We start from the raw sequence: 14017 nt of genomic DNA, 5'->3' as shown, positions 1-14017 counted from the left end.
GTGGGTCCCCCCCCGCGCGGGGGGGGACAGGGGGGCGGGCGGGGGGGGGGGGGCCCCGCCCCCCCCCCCCCCCCCGGGGGGCGCGCCCCGGGGGGGCGCCCCCCCCCCGGGGCCCCCGCGACGGGCCGGCGGCCGGCGGCGCTCAGATCTCGTCGTCCAGGCCCTGCTCGATCGCGTACCTGACCAGTTCCACCCGGTTGTGCAACTGGAGCTTGCCCAGGGTGTTCTGCACGTGGTTCTGCACCGTCCGGTGCGACAGCACCAGCCGGTCGGCTATCTGCCGGTAGGACAGCCCCTTGGCCACCAGCCGCAGCACCTCGGTCTCCCTGGCGGTCAGCCGCGGGGCGGCCGGCGCCGAGGCCGGGGCCGGCTCGGCGGCCAGCCGGCGGAACTCGCCGAGCACCAGGCCGGCCAGGCCCGGGGTGAACACCGCGTCGCCGACGGCCGTACGGCGCACCGCGTCCAGCAGCTCCTCCCGCCCGGCCGACTTCACCAGGTACCCGGTCGCGCCGGACTTCACCGCCTCCAGCACGTCCTGGTGCTCGCCGCTGGCGGACAGCACCAGCACCCGGACCGCCGGGTCCTGCGCGACCACCTGACGGCACGCCTCGGCTCCGGACAGGCCGGGCAGGTTGAGGTCCATCACGACCACCTGCGGCGAGCAGGCGCGGGCCCGGCGGACGGCCTCCTCGCCGTCGCCCGCGGTGGCCACCACGTCCAGCCCGGCCTCGGCGAGGTCACGCGAGACGGCGTCCCGCCACATCGGGTGGTCGTCCACCACCATCACCCGCACCGGCCGGTCGGTGGTCGGCTGATCGGTCATCGGCTGGCTGGTCATGGAGTGGCCTTCCTCGGGACGCGCAGTTCGACCTCGACGCCCTCCCCGGGCACCGAGTACAGCTCGGCCGTGCCGCCGAGGTCCAGCAGCCGGCCGCGGATGGACTGGGAGACACCGAGCCGCCCGGCCCGCTCCGCCTCGCCGAGCCGCCCGGGGGCGAAGCCCGGGCCGTCGTCGCGGATGCTGACCGTGACGGCCTCCGGCTCGTCCTCGACCAGGATCCAGGCCCCGGCCCGCTCCCCCGCGTGCCTGCGCACGTTGTCGACGGCGGCGCCGACCGCCGCCGCGAGCTCGCCGGCCGCCGGCCCCGGCAGCAGCACCGGGGTGCCGGGGGCGGAGAGCGTGATCCGCTCGTCCGCGTACGGGCGCAGCAGCGCGGTGAGGTCGCACGGCTCGTCCGGGTCCCGCGGGTCGGCCGCGTCGGGCCGCGCCGCGCGTTGCCCGGGCAGCGGACCGGCCGTCATCAGGGCCCGCAGCGCGCGTTCCTGCTCGCCGGCCAGCCGTCCCAGCTCGGCGAAGTCCGCGCCGCCTGCCGTCCCCCCGCCCAGCTCGGCGCCGCGCCGCTGGACCAGGGCGAGCACCTGGAGCACGCCGTCGTGGATGTCCCGGGAGAGCCGCTCGCGCTCCCGGGTGGCCGCCTCGACCTGGAGCGCCCGGGTGAGCGTGGCCTCGCTGGCCCTGGCCAGTTCGATCACGTAGCCGATCGCGCAGCCCGCCACCATCAGCAGCACGATGTTGTGGATGTTGTCACCGGTCGGCCCGCCGTGGCCGAGGATGTTGGCGACGCCGATCAGCGAGCCCGAGGCCGCCGCCGGGCGCCAGCCGCCCTTCGCCGCGAAGCCGAGCACCGTCCCGGCCGCCCAGATGGTCGGCAGGGTGGGCGCGCCGTGGCTGATCCGGGCCGGGGAGTCGGTCAGGCCGCTCATCACGATGCCGGTGACGGCGAGGGTGAGGTCGGTGCCCAGGACGTACCAGGTGCAGCGCTGCGGATTGGCGAAGGCCCGGGTGCTGGCCAGGGTCCAGAGGGTCAGCGCGCCGAGGAAGATCCAGCCGGCCACCGGGTGCAGGAAGTGCAGGTACGAGTTGAAGTACCGCAGCAGGGCGTAGCACAGGGCCAGCACCCGGAAGTAGGAGATCGCCTTCCACAGCGGCAGCTCGACGGACATGCCGCCGACCGCCACCGTGCCGCCGACCGCGCCGGCTCTGCCACCGTCGTCCGTCATCCGCCCCGCCCCTCCCCGGGCCCGTCGGGACCGCCGGAGCGGCCCCGGCGCCTACTCCGGCTTGCCCGGCTCGGCGGCCTTCTCCGCCTCCGCCGCCTTCTCCGCCCGCTCGGCCTCGGCAGCCTTCTCGGCCTTCTCCGCCTCGGCGGCCTCCGCCTTCTCGGCCTTGGCGGCGGCCCGGCGCTCGGCGTCGGCCTTCTTCTTGTCGTCGGCGATCTGCCGCTTGGCGGCGGTCGCGTAGATGTCCACGTACTCCTGGCCGGAGAGCCGCATGATCTCGTACATCACCTCGTCCGTCACCGAACGGAGGATGAAGCGGTCGTTCTCCATGCCGTGGTAGCGGGAGAAGTCCAGCGGGCGGCCGATCCGGATGCCGGGGCGGATGCCGAAGTTCGGGACCACCTGGCCGGGCGGCTGCACCTTCTCGGTGTCGATCATGGCGACCGGGATCACCGGGGCACCGGTGGCCAGCGCGACGCGGGCCAGGCCGCCGACCTTGCCGCGGTACAGCTTTCCGTCGGGCGACCGGGTGCCCTCGGGGTAGACGCCGAACAGCTCGCCCTGGTCCAGCACCGCGATGGCGCTGCGGATCGCGGCCTCACCGGCCCCGCGCACGCCCGAGCGGTCCACCGGCAGCTGGCCGACGCCCTTGAAGAACGCCGCGGTCAGCCGGCCCTTGAGCCCCGGGGTGTTGAAGTACTCGGCCTTCGCGATGAAGGTGACCCGGCGCCTGATCAGCGCGGGGAAGAAGAACGAGTCCGAGAAGGACAGGTGGTTGCTCGCGATGATCGCCGCACCCTCGGCGGGAATGTTCTCCTCGCCCTCGATCCACGGCCGGAAGAAGAGCCGAAGCAGTGGCGCGACGATCATCTTCATCAGTCGGTAGAACAACCCGGGCCTCCTGTTATGCGGACCGGTCGATCCTAATGCCCCGCGACCGCCCGCTGCGCCCGCCCCCGCCGAAGGGAGGCCGCCCGAGCCCCTCGGAGGGGGTGTACGGCCCGGCGCGGAGCGTGGGACGATGCGGATTCGCAGCACTCCCCCTCCAGCGTCCCCTCCCCCAGCGCCGTCCGCCCGCGAAGGAGTCCGCCATGCCGTTGCTGCCCGGTGCCGAGCCGTACCGCCACCGCGGCGGGCCGGTGGGGGTGCTGTTCTGCCACGGTTTCACCGGCTCGCCGCAGTCGCTGCGGCCGTGGGCCGGGGAACTGGCGGCGGCCGGGTTCACCGTCTCGCTGCCGCTGCTGCCCGGGCACGGCACCCGCTGGCAGGACATGCAGCTCACCCGCTGGGAGGACTGGTACGCCGAGGTGGAGCGCGAGCTGCTGGCGCTCGCCGAGGAGTGCGAGCAGGTCTTCGTCTGCGCGCTGTCGATGGGCGGCGCGCTGGCCCTGCGGCTCGCCGCGCTGCACGGGCCGACGGTGTCCGGGCTGGTGCTGGTCAACCCGTCGGTGCGGCCGGACACCCCCGCGAGTGTGCTGCTGCCGGTGCTGCGCCACCTGGTCCCCAGCGTGCCCGGGGTCGCCGGCGACATCGCCAGGGCCGGTGCCACCGAGGTCGGCTACGACCGGACCCCGCTGCACGCCGCCTGGTCGCTGAGCCGGCTCTGGCGGGAGGTCGGGCGGCTGCTGCCGGAGGTGACCCAGCCGGTGCTGCTCTTCCACAGCCCGCGGGACCACGTCGTCTCGCCGGCCAACTCGGAACTGGTACTGGCCCGGATATCCTCGACGGACGTGACGGAGCGGCTGTGCCGGCGCAGTTTCCACGTCGCGACGCTGGACCACGACGCGGCGGAAATATTCGCGGCGAGCCAGGACTTCATCCGACGGCTGGCTCCCGCGCACGCGGCGGGCGTCACCCGGGTCGAATCCGACGATCACCATGGCTGAAGGGCCGGAAGTGCACGAGAGCAGCACGGCGGGCGGGGACGAGGCTCCCCGCGAGGACGGCGCGACGAAGGACGGCGGAGCGAAGGACCGCGGGACGGACGCCGCCGTCCCGGGCGGTGCGCCGACGGACCGTACCGGCCAGGACGGCGCCGCGACGCCCCCGCCCCTCAGGGACCCGGTCAAGGGGTCGGTCAAGGAGCCCGCCGGGGAGGCCGCCGAGCCGCAGGCCCCCGTCGACCGCCGGGCGCGCCGCACGCCCGAGCGCAGCCAGGCCGAGCAGGACGAGATCTTCGCCGCCCTGGTCGCCCAGTTCGACGACCCCGTCGACCTCAACAACCCCAACTGGCCCGAGGTCGAGAACCTCCGGGCGCAGAACGAGCTCAAGGGTGGCCACAAGAGCGGCCCCGACGGCCGCGGCGAGCAGGACGACCTCTCCGACCTCGCCCCGCAGCCCCGCCCCCGCTCCGGCCGGCCGGTGATGCCGGCCGGCGGCTCGGGCCCGCGCGACTTCGAGCTGGCCGAGGAGACCGACGAGGGCCACTTCGTCCCGCCGGAGCCCCCGCCGCTGCCCGCTGCCGACGTGACCGCCAAGTTCGCCTGGCTGGCGGTGCTCGGCGGCCCGGCCCTGCTGCTGGTCGACGCGGTGGTCTGGCGGGAGGTCTCCGGCTGGCCCGCCTGGGTCGGGATCACCGCCTTCCTCGGTGGCTTCGTCACCCTGGTCGCGCGGATGAAGGACCGCGACGAGGACGAACCGGAGGACCCGGACAACGGCGCGGTGGTCTAGTCCCTAGGGCCTCGGGATCTCCAGGACGGCGAGCACCGGCAGGTGGTCGGTGGCGGCCCGCAGGTCGGCCTCGGTGACGCCGGGCAGCCCGTGCGGCACCCCGCAGCCGAGGACGGTGATCCCGGGCGTGGCGAACACGGCGTCGATCCGCTGGTAGGGGCGCTCGGGTACCGAGGTGAACTCGCCGCCCCAGGGCGCGGTCGAGTGCCCGTCCTGGAGCCGGGAAGCCAGCAGCTGCCAGCCGGGCCCGTCCGGGTGCTCGTTGAAGTCCCCCGCCACGACGCCGAGTTCGGCGATCGCCAGCTGGTCGAGCAGCAGCTCGAACTGCCCGTACCGCTCCTCCTGGTCCAGACTGAGGTGGCAGCTGGTGACGGTGAACGGCGCCGAGCCCGGCAACCGCAGCAGCGCGGTGGCGAAGCCCCTGGCGTGCAGGCCGCGGGTCTTGGGTAGCAGCCGGTCGTGCACCCCGAGCAGTTCCACCGCGCCGGGCCGGCCGAGCAGCAGCGGACCGGCGGCGGTCCGGCCGCCGCCGGCCAGCACGGTGGTGCCGGTGTTCCCGGCCAGCCAGGCGGCCTGGCCCTCGGGCCGCCAGTAGCGCGGGGACTCCTGGACGCAGACCAGGTCCGGCTCGCAGGCCCTGATCACCCGGGCCAGTGCCCGCCGGTCGTCGCGCAGCGAGCGGATGTTGTAGCTGAGCAGGCGCAGCCGGCCGGGGCCGGACGGTGGCAGCGGTCCGACGGCCACGGCGGTCCCGGCCTCGGTCTCGCTCTCGGTCACAGCGGCGGTCTCGGTCACGGCAGCGGTCGTCTTCGCGGCGCTCAATGGTCCTCCCCTGGGCATCGTCACCGGATCGCTCCGACCGTACGCGGCCGGCCCCGGACGTGCGACGGCGGCGGCGCGTCCGGGATCGGTCGGGACCCGGTCGCACCGCCGCCGGCGGGCTGGAGAGGGTGTCAGGCGGTGCGGGCGAGGTCCGCCGCGCCGACGATGCCGGCCGCGGAGCCCATCGAGGCCAGCACGATGTCGGCACGCGGGCGGTGCACCCCGCCGGTCAGGTAGTGCTCGAACGCCTTGGCGACCGGGTCGAGCAGCAGGCGGCCGGAGTCGGAGACGCCACCGCCGAGCACGAAGACGCCCGGGTCGAACAGCGAGGCGAGGTCGACCATGCCGCGGCCCAGCCAGTCGGAGAGTTCGGCGTAGCACTCCAGGGCGAGCGGGTCGCCCTCCTCGGCGGCCTGGGTGATGTGGATGCCGCGGATGGTCTCGGCGACGCCGTCGTTGAGTTCCAGCATCCGGCGGCCGCGCACCTGGTCGGCCGCCGCCTTCTCCCGGCCGTAGCGGCGCAGCGCGCGCCCGGAGCCGTACTGCTCCCAGCAGCCCTTGCCGCCGCAGCCGCAGGGCAGGCCGTCGGGGATCATGTTGAGGTGGCCGATCTCGCCGGCCACGCCGAAGCGGCCGCGGTGCAGCCGGCTGTCCAGGACGATGCCGCCGCCGATGCCGGTACCGACGGTGATCAGCACCATGTCGCGGTGGTCGGCGGCCGCACCGAAACGGAACTCGGCCCAGGCGGCGCAGTTGGCGTCGTTCTCGACGACGACGGACAGGCCGGTGAGCTCCTCGATCCGCCCGCGCAGCGGCTCGTTCTCCCAGTCGATGTTGGGGGCGAAGATCACCGTGGAGCGGTTGCTGTCGACGAATCCGGGGGCTCCGACACCCACCGCCGCCACGTCGGGGTGCTGCTCCTTGAGCTCGCGCACGACCTGCGCGATGGCGTCCACCGCCCACTGCGGGTCGGCCGGGGTGGGCACCCTGGTCCGGGCCAGGATGGCGCCCGCCTCGTCGACCACGCCTGCCGCGATCTTGGTCCCGCCGACATCGACGCCGATGGTCAGAGCCATGTGTCCCTCAGCTATTCACTCGTTCCCGCTGGACGGAACGCTACCGCCCAACCCTGCCTCCGTACACAACCTCGCATACATTATCCGAAGACAATCTTGGGAGAACCGAGCCGCGACGCTTCAAAAGTCGTATCTAATCTCCATCTTCGTGACGCAAGTGAGCAGCGTGATCACGCTCCGAAATTAACGGTTTCACTGCTTGGCGGACGGCTCGTCACTCTCGTCAAGATCGGCTTCGGCGTCCGCGTCGAGGTCGAGGTCGAGGTCGATCTTCTCGGCCGACGCGCCCTGCCCCGCGGTCCAGCGGCTCTCGTGCCCGGCCACGGCGGCGCGGTAGGCGGCCAGCAGTTCGGTGCCCGCGGCGGCGAGCCCGGTACCGGCGGCGGAGAGGTGGGAGTAGACCTCCGGCTGCTGGTCGCGCAGCTTGTCGGCCAGCCCGGACAGGGTGATCAGGGTGGTGGCGCCGGCCTCCTGGGCCTTCTCGCCCAGCGCGCCGGCGAACCGGCGCACCTCGTCCACCAGCGGGCCCAGCTCCGGCCCGAACGGGTGGGACTGCCCGCCGTCCTGCCCGCCGTCCTGCCCGGCGCGATCGCCGGAGCCGCCCGAGGACTCGGCACGATCGCCGGAGGGCTCCGTACGGTCGTCGCCGGGCTCGGTACGGTCGTCGGTGCTGGTCATCGCGGGCGCCTCCTCAGCCGTGGCCGCACCCCGCGGCCCTCCGGCCCGACGCTACCCGACCGGCCGCGCGGCCAGGAAAGGCCCGAGTGCCCGTCAGCCCCGCGGCCAGAGCGCCGGGTCCGGCGCGAACCGCACCGAGAGCACCCCGTCGTGCAGCCCCGCCCCGGCCACCGTGCAGCGGCGCAGCGCGGAGGGCAGGACGAGCACCCGGCGGTGGGTGCCGAGCCCGAGCACCAGTTCGTCGCCCCGGCGGACCAGGTCCAGCTCGGTGCGGTCGGCGCCGGGCAGGTCGAGGTGCCAGACCAGCAGGCCCTCCTCGGCGAGCCGGTCCTCGACCGGCCAGGGCGCGGGGGCGAGCCGCTCCGGCCCCCCGCCGTCCCCGTAGAGCCGGTCGGCGACCGCTTCCAGGGTGGCGTCGGCCAGGCCCGCGACCAGCACGGGGGCGTCGGTCTCGGCGGCGAGCCCGGTCAGCTCCTCCTGCCGGCGGCGGGCCAGCGCGGCCAGCCACGGGTCGGGAGAGGAGACGGCCGCCTCCGGGAGCGCGCCGTGCACCACCACGGCGTCCGGCCGGTGCCCGTGCAGCGCGAGCCCCGCCCTGATCCGGCGCAGCTCCCGGTACGGGTGGCCGTCGGCACGGACGACCAGCCGGACGCTGGTGCCGGGTCCGGTGATCGCGTCGCGGGACTCGGCGAGCGCCGCGGTGGCCTTGGTGCGCCCCTCGTACAGCCAGTCGGCGGGCATCGGGACGCCGGCCAGCCCGGCGAGCAGCGGGCGCAGCGCCCGGGCGGCCTGCCGCTGCTCGGGGACGAGGCGGTCCAGGTAGCGGGCGAGCTGCTCGGGCAGGGCGAGGGTGGCGATCAGTTCGGCGGGCGCCGGGGCGAGCACGACCAGGACGTCGTGGTCGGCGGCGGGCAGGGCGCGCAGCAGGGCGAGCCGGGCGATACCGGGGAGGGCGGTGAGTTCCTCGGGGTCGAGCTGTTCGGCGCCGAGCAGGTCGAGGGCGGGCTTGAGCCGGCCGGCGAGCTCGCCGACGGCGTAGCGGAAGGCCGCCTGCTCGTCGATCCGGGAGACGGTCAGGCCCGGTGCGTACAGGAGCGGTTCGGGCTCCAGCCGGGTGCCGAGGACGGAGTCCAGGGTGTGGTGCGGATCGTCGGCGGCCAGCAGCCAGGTGCGGTGTCCGCGCCGGGCGGCGTGCAGCGCGGTGGCGGCGGCCACCGTGGGCGCGCCCGCGTCGCCGCTGACCAGGATGGTGCGTGTCGCCGTCATGCCGTCAGCCCCCGTTCGGTGTGTCAGCCCTGGGCGGGCTTCTTGCCGCCGGCGTCCTCGACGCGCTTCTTCAGGCCGGCCAGGGCGCGGTCGATGATGACCTTCTCGGCCTTGCGCTTGATCATGCCGAGCATCGGGATCTTGACGTCCACGGCGAGCTGGTAGGTCACCTCGGTGCGGCCGCCGGCCAGCGGGGCGAGGGTGTAGGAGCCGTCCAGCGAGCGGAGCATCTGGCTGCGGACGAGGGTCCAGGAGACCTCGCGGTCGCCGTCCCAGGTGTAGGCGAGGACGTGCTCGTCCCGGATGGCGCCGGCGTCGAGCAGCAGCCGGACCCGGGCGGCGCGGCCGTCCCCTCCGGTCTCCAGGACCTCGACCTCCTTGACCTCTCCGGTCCAGGCCGGGTAGGCGGCGAAGTCGGCGATCACGGCCATGACCGTGGCCGGGGTCGCGTCGATGGTGATGCTCGACCTGGTGTGCTCCGCCATGGAATGGCCCTCCGCGTCGTCCCGCTGCTGACGGCCGGGGCGCGCTCGGCCCGGTCCGCCCGGAGCAGGCTATCGCGACCGGAGATCGGCTCGGCGGCGCGGGCCGCGGCGGACCGGCGGGCGCGGCCCGCCGCGGAGACGAACGGGCGGGTCAGAGCCGTCGGAGGGCCCGGCATGTTACCGGCCGGTCGCTCTCCGCTGCCGTAGGGTGCCATTCGAACGACCCGGTCACGTCCAGGTCGGACCCGGCCGGGTGTGACACTTCGAACACCGGAGCCGACCCCTCTGGTCGAAGCTGCCTACCGGGCAGTAACGTCCTGCCGTCCCGCAGCGTCGCGAACGAGGAGCAGTCTTGCTCGACTTCAGCCTTCCGGCCCTCTACCAGGTACCCAGCGGTGGCAACCTCGCCGACCCGGTGCACCGGAACGCCGAGGAGCACCCGGACGTCGCCGTGCTCAGCCGGAAGGTGAACGGCCGGTGGCGGGAACTGACGTCGGTCCAGTTCCTGGCCGAGGTGCACGCCGCCGCCAAGGGCCTGATCGCCACGGGCATCCGGCCGGGCGACCGGGTGGGCGTCATGTCCCGCACCCGGTACGAGTGGACGCTGCTGGACTTCGCGATCTGGACGGCCGGCGCGATCACCGTGCCGGTGTACGAGACCTCCTCCGCCGAGCAGGTCGAGTGGATCCTCGGCGACTCGGGCGCGGTCGCCGTGATCACCGAGACCGAGCAGCACGTCCGGGTGGTCGGCGAGGTCCGCGACCGGCTGCCGGAGCTGGCGCACACCTGGCAGATCGACGGCGGGGCGATCGCCGCGCTGGCCGAGGCCGGGAAGGACGTCCCGGACGCGACGGTCCACGAGCGCCGCGGGATCGCCGGCCCCGACTCGATCGCCACCATCGTCTACACCTCGGGCACCACCGGCCGCCCGAAGGGCTGTCAGCTGACGCACGGCAACTTCCTGGCCGAGTGCGGCAACGTCGTCGAGCGCCTGGCCCCGCTGTTCCGCACCGGCGACAGCTCGGTCCTGCTGTTCCTGCCGCTGGCCCACGTGCTCGGCCGGATCGCCGAGATCGCCCCGGCGATGGCCCCGATCAAGCTCGGCCACGTCTCCGACGTCAAGGACGTCACCGCCGAGCTGGCCGCCTTCCGGCCGACCCTGATCCTGGGCGTGCCCAGGGTGTTCGAGAAGGTCTACAACACCGCCCGCGCCAAGGCCCAGGCCGACGGCAAGGGCAAGATCTTCGACAAGGCCGCCGACACCGCGATCGCGTACAGCCGCGCGCTGGACGCCGGTGGCGCGGGCCTGGTGCTGCGGCTCAAGCACGCGGTCTTCGACAAGCTCGTCTACAGCAAGCTGCGCGCCGCCCTCGGCGGCCGGGCCACCCACGCCATCTCCGGCGGCGCCCCGCTCGGCGAGCGCCTCGGCCACTTCTACCGCGGCATCGGCTTCACCGTCCTGGAGGGCTACGGCCTGACCGAGACCTGCGCGGCCACCGCCTTCAACCCGTGCGACAAGCCGAAGATCGGGACGGTCGGCCAGCCGGTGCCCGGCTCCTCCGTCCGGATCGCCGAGGACGGCGAGGTCCTCCTCAAGGGCCCGCACGTCTTCACCGGCTACTGGAACAACCCGAAGGCCACCGCCGAGACCCTCAGGGACGGCTGGATCGCCACCGGCGACCTCGGCTCGCTGGACTCCGAGGGCTACCTGACCATCACCGGCCGCAAGAAGGAGATCATCGTCACCGCCGGCGGCAAGAACGTCGCCCCGGCCGTGATCGAGGACCGGATCCGGGCCCACGCCCTGGTCGGCGAGGTCATGGTGGTCGGCGACCGCAAGCCCTTCGTCGCCTGCCTGATCACCGTCGACCCGGAGTTCTTCCCGAAGTGGAAGGAGCTCAACGGCAAGCCCGCCGACGCCACCGTCGCCGACCTCGCCGCCGACCCGGACCTGCTGGCCGCCCTCCAGACCGCGGTGGACGACGGCAACGCCGCCGTCTCGCACGCCGAGGCGGTCAAGAAGTTCCGGCTGCTGGACACCGAGTTCTCCGAGGAGGCCGGCTACCTGACGCCCTCGCTCAAGCTCAAGCGCAACGTCGTGCTGAAGGACTTCTCCGCCGACATCGAGGCGATCTACCGGAAGTAGCCGCCGCCGGCACGCGGGCCGGGCCCCGCCTCCGCGAAGGAGGCGGGGCCCAAGGCCCGTGCGTCACCCGGCCAGCAGCGAGGTCAGCCGCCCGGCCAGCAGGTCCCAGCGCCAGGAGCGCTCCACCCAGCGCCGCCCGGCCTCGCCCATTCGCCGCCGCAGCTCCTCGTCGCGCAGCAGCCGGACGATCCGCTCGGCCGCCGCCGGGGCCGAACCGCCGGGCACCACGTACCCGGTCTCGCCCTCCAGCACCGCGTCCGGCGCGCCGCCGGAGTCCCCCGCGACCACCGGCAGTCCGGTCGCCGAGGCCTCCAGGTAGACGATGCCCAGGCCCTCCACGTCCAGCCCCCCGCGCCGGGTGCGGCAGGGCATCGCGAAGACGTCCCCGGCCCCGTAGTGGGCGGGCAGCTCCTCCCACGGCACCGAGCCGGTGAACCGCACCGAGGCCCGTACGCCCCTGGCGTCCGCGAGCTTCTCCAGGTCCGCCCGGTAGGGGCCGCCGCCGACGATCAGCAGCACCGCGTCCGGCACGTCGGCGAGAATCTGCGGCATCGCCTCGATCAGGGTGTCCTGGCCCTTGCGCGGCACCAGCCGGGAGACGCAGACCACCACGGGACGGTCCGCCAGCCCGAGCCGGCGGCGCACCTCGGCGCCCCCGGAGTCCGGGTGGAAGGCCGACTCGTCCACGCCCGGCGGCAGCTGCGCCATCCGGGCCGCGGCCTGCGGCCCGACCGCGGCGGCGATCCGGGAGCGGGTGTACTCGCCCAGGTAGGTCAGCACGTCGGTGCCCGCGCCGATCCGCCGCAGCAGCTGCCGGGAGCCCGGCAGCTGGGCCCAGGCGGCCTCGTGCCCGTGCGTCATGCCGAGCAGCCGCCCGGCCCCGGCCCCGCGCAGCGTGGGCGCCATCAGCCCGAGCGGGGCGGCGGCGCCGAACCAGACCGAGTCGCACTTCTCCGCGCGCAGGATCTCGGCGGCCCGCCGGGTGACCCGGGGTGTGGGAACCATCACCTTCGTCCGGTCCCGGATGACCGGGAACGGCTGTTCGGCGTCGAAGCGGGCCACCTCGCTGCCGTCCCGCCAGGTCGAGGCGTACACCACGATGCCGCCTGCGGGCTGACGGACGGCCATGTTGTGGACGAAGGCCTGGATGCCACCGGGGCGGGGCGGGAAGTCATTGGTGACGATCAAGGTTCTGTGCATCAGGCCACGGCTCGCTCGGTCGGGGGGTGCGCGGTGTACCGCTGGGTGATCCGTACGATAGGTCAACACCATGACCCGCCGGGAACGGAACCGCACACGGCAACCGTTTGACCCCCGGGTCAGTCCTAGTACCTAGGCCGCGCTACGGCGGCCCGGGCGTCCGTCGGTACGACGCCTCCGGTGAGGACGTACGAGACGAACGAGGGAGCGCAGTGGAATTGGCCCCGGCCACCGAGTCCGTGTCGTCGCGCGGCCGCCTCGGCCGCCCGCTCGGGGCGCTCGCCGCGCTCGGTGCCACCTGGACGGCCACCCGCGCCCTGCTGGTGCTGATGGTGACGGGCGTGCTGAAGGCGGGTGGCGACGTCACCGCCGACGTCTGGATGATCTACCACGCCTGGTACGGCGTGCTCCAGACCGGCACCTTCCCGTTCGACGACGTGACCTGGCAGTACCCGCCGGGCGCCGCCCTGGTGATCCTGCTGCCGGGCCTGCTGCCCTGGTCGTACCTGGTCTCGTTCTGGGTGATCTGCGGGATCGCCGACGCCGCCGCGACCGCGCTGCTGGTCCGCACCGGCCTGCGCCGGGGCCGGGCGCTGACCGGTGCCTGGATGTGGGTGGTGGGCGTCCCGCTGCTCGGCCCGATGATCTACAACCGCTTCGACGTCATCGTCACCGCGGTCGCCCTGGCCGGCCTGCTGGCGCTGATCCGCCGCCCGGCGGTCGGCGGGGTGCTGCTGGGCCTGGGCGGCATCGTCAAGATCTGGCCGCTGATCGGCCTGATCGGCACCCCCTCCGGCCGCCGCACCCGCCGCTCCTGGACGCTGGCCGGCGCCACCGCCGTCTCCATCGGCTTCCTGCTGACGGCCGGGATGAACGGCGCCTTCGACTTCCTGGCCTTCCAGAAGGACCGCGGCATCGAGGTCGAGTCGCTCGGCGCGCTGCCGCTGCACCTCGCCAGGATCGCCGGGACCTGGGACGGCCGGGTCACCATGAACTACGGCTCCCCCGAGATGCTCGGGCCGTGGGTCGCCGTGATCAGCAAGGTGATGATGGCCGGCACCCTGCTGGGCTTCGCCTGGCTGCTGCTGTGGCGCTTCACCTCCAAGCGCCGCAACGCGGCCACCATGTACGACGCGGCGCTGTGCGCGCTGCTGATCTTCGTGGTGACCAGCCGGGTGATCAGCCCGCAGTACCTGGTCTGGCTGATCGGCGTCGCGGCGGTCTGCCTGACCGTGCGCAGCACCAGCCAGCGGCCGGTGGCGGTGCTGATCCTGCTCGCCTGCCCGCTGACCCTGCTCGAATTCCCGATCATGTTCTCCCAGGTGCTGGCCAGCGGCCCGGCGGCGGTCGCCGTGCTGGCCCTGCGCAACCTGCTGCTGCTGGCCGCGGCCCTGCTCTCCTGCGTCCGGCTCTGGCGCTCCACCCGTGGCGGGGCGGCGCTGCCGCCGACCGTGGTGCTGGACCGCGAGCCCGCCGAGCTGTCGGCCGCCGGCTACCCGGTGCGCCCCGGCATCGCCTACGAGCAGGACCTGCTGGACGGCATCGACCACCCGGGCGCCCCGGTCGAGCGGCGCCGCCCCGGCACCCCGGCCCAGCAGCGCCGCTGACCGGCC

At 74.3% G+C, this 14017-nt stretch carries 13 protein-coding genes; 4 read left to right on the top strand and 9 right to left on the bottom strand.

All coding sequences use genetic code 11. The features are described 5' to 3' along the window. Window positions 1-142: 142 nt before the first annotated feature. From ACIQOW_RS02505 to ACIQOW_RS02495, 3 genes are read right to left on the bottom strand one after another with little or no spacing between them, the layout of a single operon-like run. Window positions 143-838, bottom strand: a complete 696-nt coding sequence (locus ACIQOW_RS02505; protein ID WP_401078912.1) for a response regulator — start codon at window positions 836-838, stop codon at window positions 143-145. Next, window positions 835-2061: a MacS family sensor histidine kinase gene (gene macS, locus ACIQOW_RS02500; protein WP_401078909.1), complete on the bottom strand. Its 1227-nt coding sequence runs from the start codon at window positions 2059-2061 to the stop codon at window positions 835-837. Before macS ends, ACIQOW_RS02505 begins: the two co-directional genes overlap by 4 nt. Before the next feature lie 51 nt (window positions 2062-2112). Continuing rightward, window positions 2113-2952, bottom strand: a complete 840-nt coding sequence (locus tag ACIQOW_RS02495) for a lysophospholipid acyltransferase family protein (protein ID WP_401078907.1) — start codon at window positions 2950-2952, stop codon at window positions 2113-2115. A 200-nt stretch (window positions 2953-3152) separates the two neighbouring features. On the opposite strand from ACIQOW_RS02495, the gene ACIQOW_RS02490 reads away from it, so the two are divergent. Both ACIQOW_RS02490 and ACIQOW_RS02485 read left to right on the top strand, forming a co-directional pair. Further along, window positions 3153-3947: an alpha/beta hydrolase gene (locus ACIQOW_RS02490; RefSeq protein WP_401078904.1), complete on the top strand. Its 795-nt coding sequence runs from the start codon at window positions 3153-3155 to the stop codon at window positions 3945-3947. Continuing rightward, entirely contained in the window at window positions 3940-4731 is a 792-nt protein-coding gene (locus ACIQOW_RS02485; protein ID WP_401078901.1) for a hypothetical protein, read from the top strand. The genes ACIQOW_RS02490 and ACIQOW_RS02485 overlap by 8 nt, the downstream gene beginning before the upstream one ends. A 3-nt stretch (window positions 4732-4734) precedes the next feature. On the opposite strand, the gene ACIQOW_RS02480 is transcribed toward ACIQOW_RS02485, so the two are convergent. The 5 genes from ACIQOW_RS02480 to ACIQOW_RS02460 form a co-directional block, all read right to left on the bottom strand. Further along, entirely contained in the window at window positions 4735-5475 is a 741-nt protein-coding gene (locus ACIQOW_RS02480) for an endonuclease/exonuclease/phosphatase family protein (protein ID WP_401079777.1), read from the bottom strand. Window positions 5476-5684: 209 nt separating this feature from the next. Next, a complete protein-coding gene (locus ACIQOW_RS02475) occupies window positions 5685-6629 on the bottom strand; it encodes an ROK family glucokinase (RefSeq protein ID WP_401078898.1) in 945 nt (314 codons plus the stop codon). Window positions 6630-6821: 192 nt separating this feature from the next. Further along, complete coding sequence (locus tag ACIQOW_RS02470) at window positions 6822-7307, bottom strand: DUF5304 family protein (RefSeq protein WP_401078895.1); 486 nt, start codon at window positions 7305-7307, stop codon at window positions 6822-6824. Between the two features lie 93 nt (window positions 7308-7400). Further along, entirely contained in the window at window positions 7401-8573 is a 1173-nt protein-coding gene (locus ACIQOW_RS02465) for an ArsA family ATPase (RefSeq protein ID WP_401078892.1), read from the bottom strand. A gap of 23 nt (window positions 8574-8596) precedes the next feature. Beyond that, window positions 8597-9058 carry an SRPBCC family protein gene (locus ACIQOW_RS02460; RefSeq protein WP_401078889.1) on the bottom strand — a complete coding sequence of 154 codons (462 nt, stop codon included), beginning with the start codon at window positions 9056-9058 and terminating at the stop codon, window positions 8597-8599. 352 nt (window positions 9059-9410) lie between these two features. On the opposite strand from ACIQOW_RS02460, the gene ACIQOW_RS02455 reads away from it, so the two are divergent. Continuing rightward, on the top strand, window positions 9411-11204 hold the full coding sequence (locus ACIQOW_RS02455) for an AMP-dependent synthetase/ligase (protein WP_401078882.1): 1794 nt from the start codon (window positions 9411-9413) through the stop codon (window positions 11202-11204). 63 nt (window positions 11205-11267) lie between these two features. On the opposite strand, the gene ACIQOW_RS02450 is transcribed toward ACIQOW_RS02455, so the two are convergent. Beyond that, window positions 11268-12404, bottom strand: coding sequence for a glycosyltransferase family 4 protein (locus ACIQOW_RS02450; RefSeq protein ID WP_401078879.1), 1137 nt, complete (start codon window positions 12402-12404; stop codon window positions 11268-11270). Between the two features lie 212 nt (window positions 12405-12616). On the opposite strand from ACIQOW_RS02450, the gene ACIQOW_RS02445 reads away from it, so the two are divergent. Next, complete coding sequence (locus tag ACIQOW_RS02445; RefSeq protein ID WP_401078876.1) at window positions 12617-14011, top strand: glycosyltransferase 87 family protein; 1395 nt, start codon at window positions 12617-12619, stop codon at window positions 14009-14011. Window positions 14012-14017 lie beyond the last annotated feature (6 nt).

This window comes from Kitasatospora sp. NPDC091335, assembly GCF_044757205.1.
Classification (GTDB): Bacteria; Actinomycetota; Actinomycetes; order Streptomycetales; family Streptomycetaceae; genus Kitasatospora.
Note: the sequence above shows the minus strand (reverse complement) of the source record. Positions and strands in the feature narration are given on the sequence as shown.